The 20,372-nt window shown below is 66.5% G+C and carries 9 protein-coding genes; 2 read left to right on the top strand and 7 right to left on the bottom strand.

Annotation, left to right across the window (positions count from 1 at the left end; all coding sequences use genetic code 11):
- Positions 1 to 297: 297 nt before the first annotated feature.
- The 7 genes from AC1AYD_RS05050 to AC1AYD_RS05020 form a co-directional block, all read right to left on the bottom strand.
- A complete protein-coding gene (locus tag AC1AYD_RS05050) occupies positions 298 to 7,515 on the bottom strand; it encodes a leucine-rich repeat protein (RefSeq protein WP_476544778.1) in 7,218 nt (2,405 codons plus the stop codon).
- A 984-nt stretch (positions 7,516 to 8,499) separates the two neighbouring features.
- Entirely contained in the window at positions 8,500 to 9,552 is a 1,053-nt protein-coding gene (gene ilvC / locus AC1AYD_RS05045; RefSeq protein WP_034529598.1) for a ketol-acid reductoisomerase, read from the bottom strand.
- Between the two features lie 951 nt (positions 9,553 to 10,503).
- On the bottom strand, positions 10,504 to 11,556 hold the full coding sequence (gene ilvC, locus AC1AYD_RS05040) for a ketol-acid reductoisomerase (protein ID WP_476503137.1): 1,053 nt from the start codon (positions 11,554 to 11,556) through the stop codon (positions 10,504 to 10,506).
- A 432-nt stretch (positions 11,557 to 11,988) separates the two neighbouring features.
- Positions 11,989 to 13,353, bottom strand: coding sequence for an MFS transporter (locus AC1AYD_RS05035; protein ID WP_476503136.1), 1,365 nt, complete (start codon positions 13,351 to 13,353; stop codon positions 11,989 to 11,991).
- Positions 13,354 to 13,842: 489 nt separating this feature from the next.
- Positions 13,843 to 15,015 carry a LacI family DNA-binding transcriptional regulator gene (locus AC1AYD_RS05030; RefSeq protein WP_476503135.1) on the bottom strand — a complete coding sequence of 391 codons (1,173 nt, stop codon included), beginning with the start codon at positions 15,013 to 15,015 and terminating at the stop codon, positions 13,843 to 13,845.
- Positions 15,016 to 15,216: 201 nt separating this feature from the next.
- Positions 15,217 to 16,107, bottom strand: a complete 891-nt coding sequence (locus AC1AYD_RS05025) for an MFS transporter (protein ID WP_476544777.1) — start codon at positions 16,105 to 16,107, stop codon at positions 15,217 to 15,219.
- A complete protein-coding gene (locus tag AC1AYD_RS05020; protein WP_476544776.1) occupies positions 16,088 to 16,933 on the bottom strand; it encodes an MFS transporter in 846 nt (281 codons plus the stop codon). The genes AC1AYD_RS05025 and AC1AYD_RS05020 overlap by 20 nt, the downstream gene beginning before the upstream one ends.
- A gap of 424 nt (positions 16,934 to 17,357) precedes the next feature.
- Here AC1AYD_RS05020 and AC1AYD_RS05015 point away from each other — a divergent pair, with 424 nt between their 5' ends.
- Both AC1AYD_RS05015 and AC1AYD_RS05010 read left to right on the top strand, forming a co-directional pair.
- Positions 17,358 to 18,701 carry an FtsX-like permease family protein gene (locus AC1AYD_RS05015; protein ID WP_476502303.1) on the top strand — a complete coding sequence of 448 codons (1,344 nt, stop codon included), beginning with the start codon at positions 17,358 to 17,360 and terminating at the stop codon, positions 18,699 to 18,701.
- Entirely contained in the window at positions 18,698 to 20,125 is a 1,428-nt protein-coding gene (locus AC1AYD_RS05010; protein ID WP_476502302.1) for an ATP-binding cassette domain-containing protein, read from the top strand. The genes AC1AYD_RS05015 and AC1AYD_RS05010 overlap by 4 nt, the downstream gene beginning before the upstream one ends.
- Positions 20,126 to 20,372: the final 247 nt, after the last annotated feature.

The following is a 20,372-nucleotide window of genomic DNA, read 5'->3' as shown; positions in this document are numbered from 1 at the left end:
CTCATAGAAAACTGCCGCCTATTATTACACCCCCGCCCGACACCCGCGAAACCGCTTGAAACAAAAAACAACCTCCCTCTGACGAGGGAGGTGTCATCGCGAAGCGATGACGGAGGGAGAGAAGAAGAGCGGCCGCAGGCCGCAGGGAAATCGAATCGGCCTTCGGCCGATGCCGTATCTCCCGCGGCCTGCGGCCGCTCCTCTACTCTCCCCCAGTCCGCTTCGCGGACAGCCCCCTCGACAGAGGGGGCCACAAAACGCCTTGCGTCTAGAGGCGCATTCCGTCATCGCATGCCGTTACTCCTTGTGACGGAGGCGGGCGATGGTGGCGGCTGCGGCGATCGCCATGCAGACCGTCACGAAGACGGCGAGCGGGAGGATCGTCGAACCGGTGGCGGACAGTCCGCCGCGGTCGGCGGCGTTCTGGCCGGACTGGCCGGACTGGCCGTTGCCGGCAGCCGAGCCGGCGCCGGAACCGTTGCCGTTACCAGCGTTTCCGGAACCACCGGCGTTACCGGAACCACCGTTATCGCCGGAACCATTACCGGAACCGTTGCCACCGTTTCCGTTATCGCCGGAACCGTTCCCACCGTTATCGCCCGAATCGGGCTTGTCGGCGGACTGCTGGAACGCCTTGACGGCGGCGGTCAGCGCGGCGGTGGCGGAGGCGACCTCGCGGCCGGAGAGGTCGCCGCTCGTGTCGGACGCGACCTTCTCGGCGGCGGCGATCGCGTCCTGCAGCGTCTTCCACGCCTCGTCGGTCTTCTTGCCCTGCGTCACGGCCTTGGCGTCGGCGATCGCATCGGCGAGCGCGGCGCGCTGGGCGTCGGTCGCCTTGGCGTCGGCCTTGCCGAACGCGGTCACGGCGGCGTCGAGCGTGGCGGAGGCCTGCTGGAGGTCGCCGGCGGTCGCGGTCGCGTTGTCGCGCGCCTTCTCGGCGGCGGCGATCGCGTCCTGGAGCGTCTTCCACGCGGAATCGACCTTGTCGCCCTGCTTGACGGCCTTGGCGGCGGCGATGGACTCGTCGAGCGCCGCGCGGGCGGCGTCGAGCGTGGCGTCGGTCGCGTTCGCGGCGACGCTGTACCACGTGGCGTCGCGCGTTTCGACGCGCACCTTCACGCCGCCGGCCTGCTCCGGCACGGTCCACTCCGCCTGCGCGGCGTCGGACCAGTCCTGCAGGACGGTCTCGGCGCCGTCGGCGGCCACGGCGACGAAGCGGTACTGCTTCGCGCCGTCGACGCCGCCCTCGGCTTCGGCCTTGACCGTCACCTTGGCACCGGCCTTGACCTCGCCGTCGATGTCGGCGGTGAGGGTGAGCGGCGTGTACGCCTTCACGCGGTCGGCGCCGACGGTCGCGATGGCGACCTTCTCGCCTTCCGAGCCGGCGGGCGCGTACACCGTGCCGTCACCGGCGAGGCTCAGCGTCTTCAGGCTGGCGGGCACGACGACGATGCTCGGCGTATCGGAGATGTTCAGCGTGGTCATGCCTTCGCCGAAGTACGCGGTCTGCATGCCGCCGGCGATGATGCCGCCGGTGTACGTGCCGTCCTGGCCGCCGCGCACCACGAGGTGCGTCGGACGGTGGCCCCAGAACTCCTGGTCGATGTTCTTGGTCTTCGTGCCGAACTCGACGTATTCGAGGCCGGAGGCGAACAGGAACGAGGACTTCGTGCTCTCGAAGCCGTCCGGGAAGACGACTTCGGTGAGCCCGTCGGTCGAGTTGAACGAGCCGGTCGTCGTGGTCTTGAGGCTCGCGGGCAGGGTGATGTGCTTCAACTGGTGGTTGTTGCGGAACGCCTGCGCCTCGATGGCGACGGTGCCGTCCTTGACCGTGTAGTCGGTGACGGGGTTGCCCGGAGCGGAGAGCACCAGGTGGAGGCCGTCATCCTGCTTCTGGTAGAGGACGTTGCCGCTGGCGGAGTACACCGGGTTCTTCTCGGACACGGTGATCTCGCTCAGGCCGTTGGCGCCGGTGAAGACACCGGCCACGCCGGACGTGATGCCCGCGCCGAGGTGGACCTTCTTGAGCGAGGTGATGTTGGAGAACGCCAGGTCGCCCAGGTCGGTCACCGAATCCGGGAAGTCGAGCGCGGTGATGGCCGGCGACTGGCCGAACGCCAGCGAACCGAACGACTTGAGCCTGTTGTACTCGGGTCGCATGTTGAGGTCGGTGAGCACCGGATCGCTGTAGAAGGCGCTGCCGCCCACGGTGATGGTGCCGCCGAAGTCGACGGACTTGAGGTTCGCCATGTTCATGAACGCGCCGTGTTCGACGGTCTCCAGGGTCTTCGGCAGGACGACCTCGGTGAAGTCGGTGCTCAGGAACGCGGAGTCGCCGATGATCTTGAGGCCTTCGGTGAACTTCACGCCCTTGAGCGTGGAGTTGTCGTAGAACGCGTACTGGGCCACGTCGGTCACGGTCGTGTCGAAGCCGTTCTCGCCCTTGGCCGGGATCGTGTAGACGCCGTCCTTCGGCCCCTGCGCGTTGGCGTTCGGGTAGGCGATGATGCGCGTGCGGTCCTTGTTGAACAGCACGCCGCCGAACTCGCTGTAGTGCTTCACGTCCTTGCCGACGGTGAACTCGGCGAGCTTGGCGTCGCCGACGAACGCGGCCTCCAACTGCTTGTCGGGCACGTTCGCGCCGATCGTCGCCTTGGCGAGGTTCGGCATGTTGGAGAACGCGCCGTGGCCGACCTCGTCGAGCGAATCGGGCATGACGACCTCGGTGCCGGTGGTGTCGGAGAGCGCGGTCGCGCCGATGAACTCCAGTCCGTCGTTCAGGCGCACATCGGCGCCGACAAGGGCGAAGGCGCTGTCGCCGATCGAACGGACGCTGGCGGGCAGTTCGATGACGCCGCCGAACGCGGTGCCGGCGAACGCCGAGCCGCCGATCGTCTTCAGCTTCTGCGGCCAGCCGGTGGTCACGTCGCCCTTCCGGTCGACGAGCTTGAGCGCGCCGAGCGACTGGTTCGCATTGAACGCGTTGTCGCCGATCACGGTGGTATCGGCGGAGATCGTCACGTCGGCGAGCTGCGGATCGCCGTTGAACGTGCCGTCCGGGATCTCGGTGAGGGAGGCGGGCAGCGTCACGTGGCGGAGCGTCGAGCTGGAGAACACGTTGACGCCGAGCTCGAAGTCCTTCACGTCGACCGGCAGGTTCACCGTGTCGAGCGCGAGGTTCTGCGTGAACGCCTCGTCGCCGATGGACTTCAAGTGGCTCGGGTGCTTCGCGTCGTTCTGGAACGTGACCGTGGTCAGCTTTCCGGAGCCGGCGAACGCCTGCTTGCCGATCGTCTCCACGCTGGACGGCACGGTGATCGTGACGGCCTGCGTGTTGGCGAAGGCGTTGTAGTCGATCGCCTTCGTGTTGTTCGGGATCACGATGTCACGCGCGTTGCCGGTGTAGCCGAGCAGCGTCGTGCCGTCCTTGTCGAACACGAACTGGGCGAAGTCGGCGGGCTGGACGCGCACGGTCATCGTGGCGGACTTGCCGGCCACGGTGGCGGTGATCGTCGCCGTGCCGACCTGCTCGCCCGCCGTGATGATTGCCTTGCCGGACTGTCCGTCCTTCGCGGCGACGGTGGCGACCTTCTCATCGGAGCTCGACCACGCGATCTTCTTCCCGTCGAGCGACGGCGCGACGATCGCGGCGATGTCGAGCGTCTTGCCCGGCTCAATCGTGGCGGAATCCTGCGCCATCGCGATGCCGGTCTCGTCGGTCACGTCGGCGACGGTGACCTGCGCGACGGCCTTGACATCCGGATCGATCTTCGAGGCGACGGTCACGGCGACCGGCTTGCCGTCGCTCGGGGCGACGCCGGTGAGCGTGCCGTCGGCGTCGACCTTGACCTTCGCCGGGTCGGCGCTCGTCCACGTCAGATCCTGCTCGGTGGAGTCGGCAGGCTGGACGGCGGCCTTGAGCTTCGCCGTCTGGCCGGGCGCAATCGTGAGCTTGTCCGGCGTGACGGTGATGCCGGTGGCGGCCACCGGGGTCATGACGGCGGCCGTGCGATCGCTCGCGTTGAGGCCGTAGTCCCACGCGTACAGCGGGACGGTGTTCGGCAGGGAGCCGGACAGGCCGGACGCGGTCCACGCGGCGGCCACGTCGGCGACCTTCACGTCGAAGTGCCACGTGCGGGTGCCGTCGGCGTTCGTCGTGTAGTCGGCGGGCGCGAGGATGCGCTTGAAGTAGGCGAGCGTGGTCGGATCGTGGAAGTCGATCGCGGAGAGCCAGGACTCGTCGGTCACGTCGAAGGAGAACGTCTTCGCGTCGCCTTCGCCGGTGAGCTGCATGTTGGTGATGCGCGGGCCCTTCGTGTCGAGGGTCACCTGGTACGCGGCGCTCTGCTGCTCGGTGGCGCCGGGGCCGGCGGTCGTGGCGGTCTGGCGCAGCGTGTACGTGCCGTCGGGCAGGTTGGTCCCGTCGTTCGACTTGCCGTCGAACGCGCCGGAGCCGTTGCCGAGACGCGCTTCGGCGTACAGCACGCTGCCGGTCGTCTGGTTGAGCGTGGACTTCGACACGTAGTCGTAGGAGTAGCTCCTGACGACCTTGCCGTTCGCGTCCGTGTACTCGTACTTGAGCTTGTTCGCGTTGCGCAGGAGGCCGGTGACGGGCCAGGCGGCGATCGGCGAGGCGCTGTAGTTCGTGCGGGAGACGACCATGCGGTTCGGGTCGATGTCGTAGACCGGGCCGGCGGTGGCGTCGCCGTCGAGCGGGTTCACACCGAGCGGCAGGCCGTTGTTCGGGTTGGCGAGCGCGGTGCCGTAGATGTGGTAGGCCTTGTCACCCTTCTCCCACAGCGCGGAATCGAACACGGAGGCCTGGTTCCACTTGCCGTAGAAGCCGACGAACGGGGCGGACAGGTCGACGCCGTTCTTGTCGGCGGCCTTGAGCAGGGCGAAGCCTTCGACGAACGTGCCGTTCGGGGTGTTCGCGGCGGCGAAGTCCTTGAACGCCTGCGCGGTGGCGACGGTGACGGTCAGCTTCGCGCTGCCGTTCGCCGGGACGGTCACCTTGCCGGTCTTCGCGTCGTAGCCGTTGCCGGAGTAGGCGACGTCGATGCCCTTGCCGGTCCAGTTCGTGTCGGTGTTCTGGAACAGGCCGTCGGCGACCGCCTCGGACAGGGCCTGCGCGTCGGGCGTGTAGGAGCGGGCCTTGCCGCCGAGGTTGTGCAGGGTCATCGTGAACGACCACGTGCCGTCCGTGCTGTCGCCGAGGTCGGCCTTCGGACGGGAGTCGTCGGCGGCGCCGTCGACGGTCAGGTAGACGTCGGTCGAGGTGGCGGCGGGCACGTCGGCGAGGCCGGCGCCCTGCTGGCGCGGCGAGGCGTAGGAGTCGCCGGACGCGACCGGCTTGGCGGTGCTCATCAGCAGGCGGGTGACGGCCTTCGCCTTCTCGGCGTCGGACATGCCGGAGAACTTGCTGTCGCCGTCCACGTACTCGTGTATCTGCGCGGAGATGCCGGCCAGCTGCGGCGTGGCCATCGACGTGCCGGACATGTACTCGTACTTGTCGTTCGGGATCGAGGACCAGATGTTGCCGCCGGGGGCGGTGATCTCGGGCTTGAGCTTGAGGTCCGGGGTGACGCCCCAGCTGGTGAAGTCGCTCATCGAGTAGCCGGCGGGCGCGGCGGTGGCGTCGGCCTTGACGGTGAGCTTCTTATCGGCGGCGGCGATGAGCTTCTCGCCGTCCTTGCCGGAGATGGAGACGACGGGGATGTTGACGACGATGCCGGTCTTGATGGCCGCGCCGGTGATCGCGCCGTCCGCGTTGTTGTAGAAGATGACGGCGGCCGCGTTGAGCGCGGTGCCGACGTTCATGAGCTTGTCGCCGAAGGTGAGGGCGTGGCCGTCGCTCGGCTCGGTGCCGCCGCGCTTGACGACGACGATCTTGCCGGACAGGTCCCAGTTGTATTCATTGGCGAGGCGGTTCTGGTCCTCGGTGGAGCCGATGCCGCCGTCCACGTACTCGTATTCGCCGTCCTTCAGGCCCTTGTCCTTGTCAGACAGGCCGGGCGTGCTGTCGCCGGTGGCCTGGCCGTTCTCGTCGGCGAAGCCGAGCTGCAGGTAGCCGATGGCCGTGCCGTCGGGGCCGAGGAACGCGGACTGGCGCTGCGCGTTGTTCACGCTCGCCACGGACAGCGAGTCGGGGAAGGAGGACGGGGAGGAGATCACGGAGCTGTCCGGATCGGAGGCGTACGGCAGGTTCGCGCCGGAGGCGTTGCCGAGCGCGGCGGTGGTCGCGTTGCCGGCGGCCACGTTCACCGTGGCGCCGCCGTCGCGCAGCGCCTTGATCGCGTCGCCGTAGGTGGCGGTGGACTCCTCGGAGAAGCCCGCGTCGGAGCCGAGCGACATGTTCACGGTGTCCGCGTCGAGCGCCTTCGCGTCGTCGATGGCGGCGAGCAGGGACGAATCGTAGATGGCGCCGCTGAAATCGTCGGCGACCTTCATCGGCATGATCTGCGCGTCGGGCGCGGTGCCGCGGATCTGGTCGCCGGAGTTGGCGGCCGCGATGCCGGCGACGTGCGTGCCGTGCTCCATGCCGGACAGGTCGCTCGGGTTCACGTTGTCGTCGTTGTCGGCGTAGTCGCGCGCGAACGGGATCTTCTCGGACACGTACGTGCCGTGGCCGAGCTCCTTGATCTTCGATTCGGCGTCCGACTTGCTCATCTTCACCTTGGCGTCGTCGAGGTCGCCCTGGAACGCCTCATGGTCGGTGTCGAGGCCGGAATCGATGATCGCGATGGTCTGGCCGTCGCCCTTCTGCGCGGCCTTGTCGGCGCCGGTCATGTCGAGCGACGACTGGTTCTTCAGGTCCGGCGTGGAATCGTCGGCCGCGGACTTCTCGTCCGGGATGCTGTACTTGCTTTCGATGAACGCGCGCTTGACGCCCGGCAGCTCGCGGATGCCGTCGAGCAGCGCGGCCGGCGCCTTGACCGCGAAGCCGTCGATCGCGTGGTAGTAGTCCTGCACGTCGGAGACCTGGACGGACTTCGCCTTGCCGTTGGCCTTGGCGCCGTCGGTGGACATCAGCGACGGCTCGTTGGCGGCCAGGTCGCGGATGTCGTTCTTGATCTCGCGGTGGCGCGTCTGCTTGCTCACGCCGAACAGCGAACGGTACCACGGCACGCCTGCGGTGGTGTCGTCAAGCTGCACGATGATCGTCGCGATGCCGGTCGTGGTGTCGCCGGAGCCGGACAGCAGCCCCTTGTCGCCGGACTTGTCGTTCTTGCCGGACTTGTCCGCGGACTCGCCGACCGCGCGCAGCAGCGCGTCGGCGTCCTTTCCGTCCGTCTTGTCGGCGGTCTTGGCGGTGGCTTTGGCGGTGTCGGCAGTGCTACCGGTGCTACCGGTGGCGTTCTTGCCGCTATCAGCGGTGGTGACGGTGTTGCTGGCGGTGCTGCCGGTGCCGTTGGACGCGGCGGCCACGGCGGAATCCTGCGATGCCGCGGCAGGCTGCGACGCAGCCGGCGCGGCCATCGCCACATTGGCCGGGAGCAGCATGGCGGCTGTCACGGCAAGCGCCGTGATCGACCGCCATGGTCCGGCATGATGATGCCCTGAAACCATACGGGTGTTCCCTCTCATATCCATATCTGATCGGTCTGTCGATGATTGCCGATCGCGGGGGCACGGGGCACGCACGGTACGCACTACGGTCATTCGACCGACGGCCTCGCACGACGACTTCGCACGACGACTTCGCACGACGACTTCGCACGACGACCATCGGTGATGGCCGACCATGCTGATTGCCCGTAATCCCGTAATCGGTTACGACGAGCGCCGACGCCACCCCCGGACACGGCACCTTATCTTCCCGTTCCCGGTGCCGCCGTCGAACACTCACAGTCCATTCGTCAACTTACGCCGCAAATTCCCAGAACACAAGACTTGTTTTCCCAGCCGAGACGTGCTATACGCCCCACCTTTGCTCCCCCTTCAGGGGGAGCTGTCCCGCAAAGCGGGACTCCCTCTGACGGGACATCGCCGTCAAGCAAACGCCAGAGGCGTTTGTAGGCGATGTGCGAGCCGCCAGGCGAGCCGATATGAGGCCAGCCGAAGGCTGTCCATAATCGCGGTCGAGCCGTCAGCCGAAGGCTGACTGAGGGAGAGACCCCCGCCCACCCCCACTTTGCCGCTTTCGACTCCCCCGATTCCGTCGCCTCCGCACCAAATGCGTCGCCCCCACGCCACCCATGGCACGGAACCACCGCCAAGACCGCCATCCCCATCACATCCGTGCCAAATGCGTCGTCCCCACGCCACCCATGGCACGGCAACGACGCTAAGAAGGCCGTCAGCGTCGCTTCCGCGCCAAGCATGGAGCAGAACCGACGCCGTGCACCGCAGGCGCGCGACTCCCCCTCCCCGACCCCAGCTTTTGATTCTTTTGATATTTTTGATTCTTTTGATTTCTTCGATAACGCGAAAGGCCGCCGTTCCCCACGTATCGGGGAACGGCGGCCTTGCTTATGGGCTCAGCTCAGAGCGTCAGGCTCACTGGACCTGGGCGCGGGCGATCTTGCCGGTGAAGGAGTTGGCCTCGTCGGCGTCCTTCACGCCGTCCTTGTTCCAGGAGAACATGGCGCGCAGCTTCGGGCCGACGGTCTCGATGCGCTCGTTGGAGTACTTCTCCTGCAGCTCCTTGAAGTGCGGGGCGCCGGCGTCCTGATCGTCGATGAACTCCTTGGCGAAGGAGCCGTCCTGGATGCGGCCCAGGTGGTACTCCATGCGCTTGCGGCAGTCCTCGTTGATGACGGTGTTGGTGTAGTCGCCGTACTGGGCGGTGTCGGAGCAGGACCAACGGGCCTTGTTGAGGCCGCCCTCGTTCATCAGGTCGACGAGCATCTTGAGCTCGTGGCAGACCTCGAAGTAGGCGATCTCCGGCTGGTAGCCGGCGTCGGTGAGGACCTCGAAGCCCATCTCGACGAGCTTGTTCACGCCGCCCATGAGGACGTTCTGCTCGCCGAACAGATCGGTCTCGGTCTCCTCCTTGAACGTGGTCTTGATGGCGCCGGCGCGCAGGGCGCCGAGGGCCTTCGCGTAGGCCAGGGTCAGCGCCCAGCCGTCACCGCGCGGGTCCTGCTCGACGGCGACGACCACCGGGACACCACGGCCGGCGGCGTACTCACGACGCACGATGTGGCCCGGGCCCTTCGGCGCGACCATGAACACCGGATGATCCTCGGACGGCTTGATGTAGCCGTAGTGGATGTTGAAGCCATGGGCGAAGGCGACGGCCGCACCCGGCTTGATGTTCGGCTCGATGTCGTCCTTCCAGATGTTGCGCTGGTACTGGTCCGGCGCGAGGATCATGATGACGTCGGCCTCGGCGGCGGCTTCCGGCACGGACTTGACCTCGAGGCCCTGCTCTTTCGCGAAGTCCACAGACTTGGAGGTGGGGCGCAGGCCGACGACGACGTCGACGCCGGAATCGCGCAGGTTCAGCGCGTGGGCGTGGCCCTGCGAGCCGTAGCCGATGATCGCGACCTTCTTGCCCTCGAGCACGGAGAGATCGCCGTCATTCTCATACCAGATCTGTGCAGCCATGGTGGCACTCCTTTACTTGCGTACCGTCGCACGGCGTCGGTCGATGCGCCGGTCCGACGACGCCCGCCGGCATCGCCCCTGCGGGGCCGCCGTCGGTCGTGTCCAACCGGTTCGACCGTTCGTGCGAACGGTACACGGTGTCGTTATGTGGTTGCGCGTTATGCGTTGGCGCATGTTGCGCGGGTGGGTGGTCCGCCGGTCGCGTGTGCGTGGTGACGCGTGCGTTGTGCGTTGACCGGATGACCTCGATCGTACGGGATTGTGTCCCGTGAACTGCGCTCAATCCTAGCGATATTGCGGTCGGATAGTGGCCCACGTCCATGATTCGGGCCATCATCCGACCCTTTCCCCCGCATCGTGGACAGCCGGGGCCTCATCCCATCGCGTCGCCCCGCCGACCATGGCGCAACCACAGACACGGCGCAACTTTTCCCGAAAAACACCCCTGTCGTCCGGAAATCGTTGCGCTGAAACACCTCCAGCACAACTTTTCCCGGGAATCATCCCCATCACCCGGGAATCCTTGCGCCCCATTCCCCAACGCAAATTCCCAGCGCAATTTTTCCCGGGAATCACCCCTGTCATCCGGGAATTGTTGCACTGAACCGTCACCAGCACAAGAAATCCCGGAAAACAGCCCCATCACCCGGGAATCCTTGCGCTGAGACCGAGTCAGCACAAAGATTCCCGGAGCATAGGCCGAATTCCCGGGATTTATCGCGCCGAGGACGGGGCGACCGATACGGGGCAGACGACAGCCGCCGACCGGCAATCGAGGCCGACAACCGCCGGCAAAGAAACGAAACCCAAAAGACCCAAACAACCAAAACAACAGAAACAACAGAAACAACCAAAAAGGCCGCCACCCGTGGTAAACGGATGGCGGCCTTTCACCGACCGATATGGTCGCCCGGCCGCGTCCTCATCGGACGGGAGCCGGGGCGGTCAAGCTCACTGAACCTGGGTACGAGCAATCTTGCCGTTGAAGGACTCGGCCTCGTCCTGATCCTTGGCCGGGCCGTTGTTCCAGGAGAACATGGCGCGCAGCTTCGGGCCGACGGTCTCGAGGTGCGGGTGGGAGAACTCCTCCTGCAGCTTCTTGAACTTCGGGGCGCCGGCGGCCTGGTCATCCATGAACTCCTTGGCGAAGGAGCCGTCCTGGATGCGCTTGAGCTGGTACTGCATGCGCTTCTTGGTCTCCTCGGTGATGACCGTGGAGGTGTAGTCGCCGTACTGGGCGGTGTCGGAGCAGGACCAACGGGCCTTGTTCAGACCACCCTCGTTGGCGAGGTCGACGAGCATCTTCAGCTCGTGGAAGACCTCGAAGTAGGCGATCTCCGGCTGGTAGCCGGCCTCGGTCAGCACGTCGAAGCCCATGTCGCACAGGTGGTTGATACCGCCCATGAGGACGTCCTGCTCGCCGAACAGATCGGTCTCGGTCTCCTCGGTGAAGGTCGTCTTGATGGCGCCGGCGCGCAGCGCGCCGAGGGCCTTCGCGTAGGCGAGGCACAGCGGCCAGGTCTTGCCATCCGGATCCTGCTCGACGGCCACGACCACCGGGACGCCACGGCCGGCGGCGTACTCACGACGCACGATGTGGCCCGGGCCCTTCGGCGCGACCATGAAGACCGGGTGATCCTCGGACGGCTTGATGTAGCCGTAGTGGATGTTGAAGCCATGGGCGAAGGCCAGAGCGGCACCCGGCTTCAGGTTCGGCTCGATGTCCTTCTTGTAGACGGCGGCCTGGTACTGATCAGGCAGCAGGATCATGACGACGTCGGCCTCGGCGACGGCATCGCCGACGGACTTGACCTCGAGGCCCTGCTCCTTGGCGAACTCGACGGACTTGGAGGTCGGACGCAGGCCGACGACGACGTCGACGCCGGAGTCACGCAGGTTCAGCGCGTGGGCGTGGCCCTGGGAACCGTAGCCGAGGATGGCGACCTTCTTGCCTTCGAACACGGAGAGGTCGGCGTCCTTCTCGTACCAGATAGTTGCTGCCATGATAGGCACTCCTTTATGTTGTTCAGTGTGCCGAACGAAACTCCACGTCCGACAATCGGTGAGATTGCTGACGGCCTTCGGCGAGAAGGATTGTGTCCTTGTGTCGGGGAAAGTCATCGGTTCACTGGGGACTATTTCTAGTCCCGCAGTGGGCGGCGCGGTCGCCCGCGTCCAAATATTGAATTGAATTTTCAGTTATGGAATCAAGCCGAAATCAAACGCGATTACAGCTGGAAAGTTTGGGGGATTCGCATTCCCTGCGCCCCTCCCGCTGGCGGGAAGTGGCGAGGGCTTTCTCCGGCCCCCTCTGACGAGGGGGCTCCCGCGAAGCGGGTGGGGGAGAGATAGCTGGAACGTGACGGCCCGCAATATCTCTTCCTCAGTCCGCCTGCGGCGGCCAGCTCCCTCGTCAGAGGGAGCCAAGGGAAGACGTCACTTGGTGAAGTCGACGTCCTTCGTCTCGTGGCAGGAGAGCACGGCGACGAGGCAGCACAGGGCCATCACGCCGAGGTAGATGCCGACGGAGTGGACGCCCCAGTGGGAGCTCAGCCAGGTGGCGATGGTCGGCACGAAGGCCGCGCCGACGATGGCGGCGAGGTTGTAGCCGATGCCGGAGCCGGAGTAGCGCACGTTGGCGTCGAACAGCTCGGGCAGGAAGGCGCCGATCGGGCCGAACGCGGTGCCCATGAGGGCGAAGCCGACGCACAGGAAGACCATGTTGGCGAAGAAGTTGCGCTGGCCGACGATCTCACCGTTCAGGAGGAACGGGAACAGCGCGGCGAACACGACGAGCAGCACGGAGGACGTGATGATGACGCGCTTGCGGCCCCACTTGTCGGCGTTCACGCAGGAGATCACGATGAAGGCGGCGAACACGCAGATGGCGATCATGAGCATGAGCAGGTATTCCTGGTTGGTGAAGCCGAGGCCACCGCCGCCCTCACCCTGCTCCTTGGTGCCCCATGCGAGGGACCAGGTGGCGAGCGTGTAGAACAGCGTGTAGGTGACGGCGACGAGGAACGTGGCCTGCAGGACCTGCTTCCAGGACTTGCGGAACACCTCGGTGAGCGGGGACTTGACGACCTTCTTCTGCTCCTGGGCCATACGGAAGATCGGGGTCTCCTCCATGTGGACTCGGACGACGAGGCCGATGATCACGAGCACCGCGGAGAGCAGGAACGGCACGCGCCAGCCCCAGGCGAGCATCGCGTCGGAGTCGTTGAAGGTCTCAAGCAGGAAGTAGGTGCCGTTGGAGAGGAAGAATCCGATTGGGGCGCCGAGCTCCGGGAAGGAGCCGTAGAGGGCGCGCTTGTCCTCAGGCGCGTTCTCGGTCGCGACCAGGGCCGCGCCGGACCATTCGCCGCCGAGGCCGATGCCCTGGATGAAGCGCAGCAGGCACAGGATGGCGACGGCGAAGACGCCCGCCTGGTTGTAGGTCGGCAGGCAGCCGATGAGGAACGTGCCGATACCCATCGTCATCAGGGAGACGACCAGCGTGGTCTTGCGGCCCATGCGGTCGCCGAAGTGGCCGAACACGAGGGAGCCGAGCGGGCGGGCGATGAACGCGATCGCGAAGGTCAGCAGGCTCATCAGCAGCGCAACGGTCGGGTTGTCCTTCGCGGAGAAGAAGATGTGCGGGAAGTAGTTCGCCGCGGCGGTGCCGTAGGCGTAGAAGTCGTAGAACTCGATGGCCGTGCCGACCATGGAGGCGGCGATGACGGTCTTCACGGAATCGTGGGCCATCGCCTGCAGCTTGCCTTCAGCTGCGTTTTCAGCCGTTTCCTCGACTGCACTCATGGGATTGTCTCCTGAATTGGATGGGGTTTCTCTCTCTATTTCGCGGAATTCCATCGCACGCCCTGATCTTGTGGATCGTGGCGGGCGGGCAATGAAAAAGCCCCGCATCTCATGCAGGGCTTGAAACGTGATCAATCGCTCTCGCCCTGCCTTCGCTGACGGGGCTCAAGCTTGTAAGCCGATCATGCCGCCAGCGAAGACGGAATAATAATTCGTGCGGACAGCAGAGCGACGTTGACGAGGGTCAGAACGGACTCATCAACGGTGGTATCGGCAGTGTATCCAGTCATCGCGGCGGCCTCCTTTCGGTCTAGAAGTTTGTCCTCCGAGCGGTTATCGCTCGAACTGGTTCCACACCATAGGAGCGCCGTTCCGCCGCCGGCCACTGATGTTCACTATGTGAACCATGCGAATTCGTCGCATTTTCCCATCACATTCCCGTAACCTGCGGGACAGGTCGCAGCCACCACCGCGGCCACCGCGCCGCCGTCACCGCGTCGAGTCGGCCTTGCGCAGGACGAGCGGCACGAGCGTGACGCCGCGCTCCCCCGCTCCGTCATCATCGCCATCATCGACAATCGCAGCGTCACCGGCAGTCGCGTCGTCACCACCATCCCCGATCAACGCGATCATCCGGTCGACGATGCGCTCGGCGATCGTGCCGAAATCCTGCGCGACGGTCGTGAGCCGCACGCCGGCCGCGTCGACGAGATACGTGCCGTCGTACGCGACAATCTGGAGGTCGTCGGGCACGCGGATGCCGCGCCTCGCCGCCTCCTGCACGGCGAGCGCGGCGACGACGTCGTTGCCGACGATCGCGTCGACGGGCGGCACGGCGGCGTCCGTCGCGACGGGCGCGACGCCGTCGTCACCGCCGTCGACGTTACCGGCATCGCCGCTGTCGACCGCGCGTCCGCGACGGTCGAACAGGCCGCGCACGGCGGCGACGTATCCGGCGAAATCGTCGACGCCGCCCGACTCGACGTACTCGTGCGCGATGCCGGCCGCGTCCAGCTCACGTTCCAGCGTGAGGTAGTAGCGCACGGTGGGGAACGTGGATTCCGGATGCGGGCCGTCCGACGGATCATCGTCAGTCAGATCGTGGAACTGGGCGCGTGGGCCGCCGACCAGCGCGACGTGACGCGCGCCGGACGCTATCAGCTCGCGCGCGACGATGCGGCCGCCCTGCTCGTGGTCGGATCTCACCGACGGCACGCCTTCGCCGAGATAGCGGTCGAACGCGACGATCGGACGGTCTACGGATGTCCAATAGTCGGCGGGATGACGCGTGTGCGCGGCCATGACGATGCCGTCCATCATGTGCCGTCGCAGCATGTCGATGTACTCGGATTCGTCCTTGCCGGTGTCCGCCACCGAGCACAGGACGACGCGCATGCCGCGTGCCGAGAAGCCGCGCTGGAGGGCGGCGACGAACGTGGCGAAGAACGGGTGGCGAACGGTCGGCACGATCACGCCGACCATGTTGGTGCGGTCGCGGTAGAAGTTGCGTGCGAGCTCGTTGGGGATGTAGCCGAGCGCGTCCATCGCGTCCTGCACGCGTTTGCGCATCTCGTCGGACACGTATCCGGTGCCGTTGACGACGAGCGACACCGTGCTCACCGAGGTTCCGGCCCGACGGGCCACGTCGCGCATACCGACCATGCACCACTCCCTTTTCGCGCTATGACCATATATACGGGACTATCGTACCCGCACCATCATCTCCAGTCGGCTCCGCCGACAGCCCCCTCAGTCGCGCTTCGCGCGCCAGCTCCCCCTCAAGGGGGCGCAAAGAAGCCGTGGTCCCACCGTCTGTCCGAATCGCACTGGCTCCCTCAAGGGGGCACAGGGGATAAGGAAGTCCTACTTGCGCAGGAAGAACGCGGCGAGTGCGACGCATACGATCGCGGCGGGGAACACCGCCACGTAGCCGAGCGACGCGGGCGCCACGACGATGGCGAGCGCGCCGGCAAGCGCGCCGATCACCACGCCGACCGGGCGGGCGTTGCCGTAGACGCCGAGTGCGCGGCCCGCGTCGCGCGCATCGGGCAGCGCCTCGATGACGAGCGGCTGGACGAGCGCATCATAGAGTCCGACGGCGAATCCGGCGAGGAACGAGAAAATCATCAGGCTCTTCTCGCCGCCGATCACGGCGATCGCCAATCCCACCGCCAGCGCGATTGCGTACAGCACGCACGTGCAGACCACGGCCGCGCGCGAATCACGCCACCACGGGCCGAATCCTTCGACGAACTTGTCGGTGATCGCACCGGCGGACTGCGTGGCGAGCAGCATGCCGGCGAACGAGGCGAGCGCGAGCAGCGCGATGAGCACGCCGGACGGTAGCGTGACGGGGGCGGACGTGAACACGGGCTGGTCGCCGTACACCGAGAACCGCACGACGTACCACAGGTAGGCACCGGTCATCGCGACGGCGGCGCTGACGAACACGCGCGACCAGAACAGGCGGCGAAACGTCTTCGCCTCAGCGCCGCGCGGCAGGCGCGGCGACGCCGCGGCGAACACCTCACGCCAGTCGAACCGCTTATGCGGCTGTTCGACGCTGGAAGGTTCCTGCGGCCAGACGACCACGGCGCCCACACCGGACACGGCGAACAGGACGGCCGCGCACAGGAACGGGTTGAACGCGCCGAAGCCGACGGCCAGGCCGCCGACCACGCCGCCCGTCGCCTGGCCGGCGATCACGCCAATCGCATACCAGCGTTCGATGCCATCACGGAACTTGTCCGGCACACGTTCGGCGAGCGCTAGGGTGCCACGGATGCGGTGATGGGGAGACCGACTTGTCCGGCACACGTTCGGCGAGCGCGGCGGCGAGTGGCGAGACGAGCATCGCGTAGGAGAACTGCAGCGCGACCCACAGGATGACGAGCAGGGAGACCGCGGTGGCCGCGCTGAGCGCGAGCGCGATCAGCGCGGACAGGACGCCGCCGCCCACGAGCCACGGCGTACGACGGCCCAGGGACACGCGCGTGCGGTCGGAGAGCGCGGCGACCAGCGGCATGAACACGAGGCCGAACAGCGCGCCGACGGCGAGCAGTGCGGCCAGCGGCCAAACCAGTTCGGCGGGAGGCAAGGCCGCCGCGGCATCCGCGAGGGGGACGGCCACGCTACCGCTGCCGTTACTCGGAGCGACGGCGGGCACGGCGGCGTACAGGCCGACCGCGTGCGCGATTTGGTTCGGGACGGCGACGAGGTTCAATGCGGCCCACGGCGCGGTGATGAGCAGCGCACCCGTCGCGAACCCCCACTTGAGGCGGGAGAGCTGCACGGCGTCGGGGCGTTCGCCGTCGGCGGCGACCATCGGGTCGCGCATGTCGAGGAACGACGACGCATAGTCGGGTACGGCGGCGTCGACCTTGGCGGCCGCGACGACCGATGCGGTGCCGTCAGCGGCGAGGCGGGCGGCCTGCGCGGTCGGCTGTTCGGCGGACGCCTCCGGGGCGATGCGGTGCGGATCGGCGGCGAGACGGGAGACCGAGGCCTTGTCCTCGGCGCTCAGCGCCTTCTCGTAGTCGGGGCGATCGTCGATGCCCGGCCTCACATACGGCTCCATCATGATGGACTCCTTCCCTTTCCCTATGTCTCTCAGTACCTCGTTATACCTCTTCATATTGTCCCACTTGCCGGTCCGTTCGGACAGGGTTCCGGCCGTGGTTTCCAGGCCAGGCACCCGGCACCCCCTCAGTCGGCTTCGCCGACAGCTCCCCCTGAAGGGGGCGCAAAAGGCCATTCCCTTGCTCCTCCCTTCAGAAGGAGAGCAGAAAAGACCTTTCTTTGCGCCCCCTTGAGGGGGAGCTGTCCGCCGCAGGCGGACTGAGGGGTTTTCCCAGCCACCTCACAGCATCAGGCAAGAGAACCCCCACATTTGCCGACGTACTGTCTTACTGTTATAGCGAAACGCGCGCGGATCCCGCACCCCCGGCCTCCGCCGGCATCCCGCACCGCGCGCATAGGGATATAGAGGACTGGAGAAGCAGCTTATGTTCGTTCTCACCAACGCCTGGCGTGCCGTGACGCGCCGCTGGGCGATCTCGGCGTTGACCGTGGTGGTCACGCTGCTCGCATCGTTCGGCACGATCGCCTCGCTCGCCATCGTGCAGGAGAACGACACGGCGCACGGCAGCGCCTACGACGCGCAGACCCCGAACGCGGTCCTGCGCCCGACCGCCGCCACGCAGGCCACGATGAAGTCCGACGACGCGAAGGCGACCACCGCCCACTACCTCACGTTCGACGACTACACCCCGTACGCGGTCGCCGCACAGGAGAAGGCCGTCTCGTTCACGTACACGTTCATGGAGACCATTCCGGTGCGCCAGACCGCGAAGTTCAAGGCGATCGCCGGCACCGCGGACACCGACTCCTCCGCCGACAAGACGGGCGGCGAGTTCCAGCTGCGCTCCTTCTACGACGGCAAGACCAAGCAGGACAACGATTATGGCCAGTACACGATCGTCGACGGCAAGGCGCTCAAGTTCACCGACACCTCGTTCACCGGCGCGCTGATCTCCAAGTCCGTGGCCGAGAAGAACAACCTCAAGGTGGGCGACAAGTTCAAGGTCGCCGACCCGACCGACAAGTCGAAGACCTACGAGCTCACCGTGCAGGGCATCTACCAGTACAACGACAGCGCCAGCGGCACCAGCGGCAAGTACGCGAAGGACAACCGCGAGAACGTGATCTACACGGCGTACGCCACCACGTACACGCTCGGCCTCGACAAGCTCGACGACTCCAAGGCGAAGAACACCTGGTCGATGCCGAAGCTCGACATCATCTTCGATTTCAGCGACGTCGCCACCTACAACAAGTTCGTCACGCTCGTCAAGAAGGCGAAGCTGCCGAAGGGCTACACGCTCGAATCCCCCTCGCTTGAGGCCTACACGAAGTCGATCGAGCCGCTCGCCTCCGCCGCGTCCGGCGCGCGCGTCGCCCTGTGGGCGTTCGCGCTCGGCGGCTGCATCGTGCTCGCGGCGCTCACCATCGCGCGCACCTGGTCCGGCCGCACGGACGAGATCGGCATGGCGCTCGTCTCCGGCGTGACGAAGCCGCGCCTCGGCTGGCAGTTCATGGTCGAGACGTTCATACTCACCGTGGTTCCGGCGGCGGTCGGCCTCGTGGCCGGAGGCCTGGGCGCGGGCGCCATCGGCGCCGCGCTGGCCAACGGCCACGCCACGCCCGTCACGTCCGGCATCGTCTGGCCGTTGGTCTGGGAGTCGATCGGCATCGTCGTCGTGCTCGCGATCGTCGCGATGCTGCGTCCGGCGACGTTCCCCAACGCGAATCTGTTCAAGGCATCGGAGATTTCGGAGGACAAGGCATGAGCGAGAAGGACATCGACAAGGACGAGACGATCGTCGAGAAGAAGGACGACGTCGCGGCCGACGAGACGGTCGCCGACGAGACCGCCATCGACGAGACCGCGGAGACCGCCGGGAAGGATGATTCCGCCGAGACGGACGTGGACTCCACGGAGTCGTCCTCGGAAGCCACGGAAGCCGCTGACGCGGATGCGGACGACGGCATCACGGATGCCGACATCAACGCGCAGCCGGTCGAATTCAGCATCGTCTACGACGAGGACGGCGACGCGCAGATCGCGTTCGATCCGGACGCCATCGACAATGCCGACGATGCCGACGATATCGACGATATCGACGAAACCGACGAAACCGACGAGACGGATGACACCGCGGAAGGCGACGCCGCGCCGGTGGACGTTTCCGGTGAAACGGCCACCGCGGGCGAGCCCGACGCGGACGCTGACGACGCGACGGATGCCGGTGAAACGGACACCGCCGCGGACGACGAAACCGTCAACGAAACCGACGCACCCACGGCACCCGCGGAAACCGCCGATACCGAAGACACCGCCGAAGACAAGGCGGCCGACGCGAATCCCAAGGAGACGAGCGCGGCGGCCACGGCGGTGAACGCGCGACGCGTCAACGAGACGCTCGCGCTGGCCGCGAAGCACGCGACGCTCGACGCGACCGCCGACCCGAACGAAATCAAGGCGTCGGTGAAGCGTTCCGAACGCGCGCTCGACAAGCAGGTCGGCGACCGCGTGCTGCTCAAGTCGTACCCGACGTTCTCGCTCAACCATGCGACCACGACGAACCGCAAGACCGGGCGTCACGTGCTCGACAACGTGTCGATCGCCTGCTACGCGGGCTCGCTGTACGCGATCCGCGTGCTGCCCGACACGGACGATCCGGAGCAGCGCGTCACGCTGATGGAGGTGCTCGGCGGCTACCAACTGCCCACGTCCGGCACGGCGATGACGAAGAGCTCGAACCTCGCGGAACTGGAGATCAACGAACTGCGCGGGCATCGGCTCGGCATCGTGCCGCAGCGCTACGCGGTGCGCGGCGACCTCGACGCGGAAGCGAACGTGCGGTACGCGATGGACGCGTCCGGGCGCACGTACCTGAAGCCGAAGCCGGTGATTGCGCGCGAGTTGCTCGACCGCGTCGGATTCTCCGAGGCGACGAGCGGGCGTCCGGTGGGCGAGCTGCCGCTCGTCGAACAGCGCCGCGTGGCGATCGCCCGCGCGATCAGCTGCGAGGCGGACGTCGTGATCCTCGACGAGCCGACGAAGGGCCTGGATTCGGATGATGCGGCCGCGATTCTGAAGCTGCTCGCCTCGATCGCGCACGCCCGCGACCCGAAGCGCGCCGTCATCATCGTCACCGCCTCCGACGAGGTCGCACAGGCCGCCGACCAGACCTTCCCCCTCGCCGACTGAGACCAATTCGAATCGGCCCCCTCTGACGAGGGGGCTCCCGGCGAAGCCGGGTGGGGAAGAGACACCGGCCGCAGGCCGCAGGAAATAGAATCGGCCTTCGGCCGATGCAGTATCTCCCGCGCCCTGCGACCGCTCCTCTACTCTCCCCCAGTCAGCCTTCGGCTGACAGCCCGACCGCGATTACGGGCAGCCTTCGGCTGGCCTCAAATCGGCTCGCCTGCCGGCTCGCACATCGCCTACAAACGCC

It is taken from the genome of Bifidobacterium sp. LH_426 (genome assembly GCF_056356875.1).
This window is presented reverse-complemented; position numbering and strand designations above follow the sequence as displayed.

Excerpts from the sequence above, each read along its gene's own strand:
- AC1AYD_RS05020 (WP_476544776.1), bottom strand. The coding sequence starts at position 16,933 with ATGATGGAGCCGTATGTGAGGCCGGGCATCGACGATCGCCCCGACTAC.
- AC1AYD_RS05035 (WP_476503136.1), bottom strand. The coding sequence starts at position 13,353 with ATGAGTGCAGTCGAGGAAACGGCTGAAAACGCAGCTGAAGGCAAGCTG.
- AC1AYD_RS05030 (WP_476503135.1), bottom strand. The coding sequence starts at position 15,015 with ATGGTCGGTATGCGCGACGTGGCCCGTCGGGCCGGAACCTCGGTGAGC.
- ilvC (WP_476503137.1), bottom strand. The coding sequence starts at position 11,556 with ATGGCAGCAACTATCTGGTACGAGAAGGACGCCGACCTCTCCGTGTTC.
- AC1AYD_RS05010 (WP_476502302.1), top strand. The coding sequence starts at position 18,698 with ATGAGCGAGAAGGACATCGACAAGGACGAGACGATCGTCGAGAAGAAG.
- ilvC (WP_034529598.1), bottom strand. The coding sequence starts at position 9,552 with ATGGCTGCACAGATCTGGTATGAGAATGACGGCGATCTCTCCGTGCTC.
- AC1AYD_RS05015 (WP_476502303.1), top strand. The coding sequence starts at position 17,358 with ATGTTCGTTCTCACCAACGCCTGGCGTGCCGTGACGCGCCGCTGGGCG.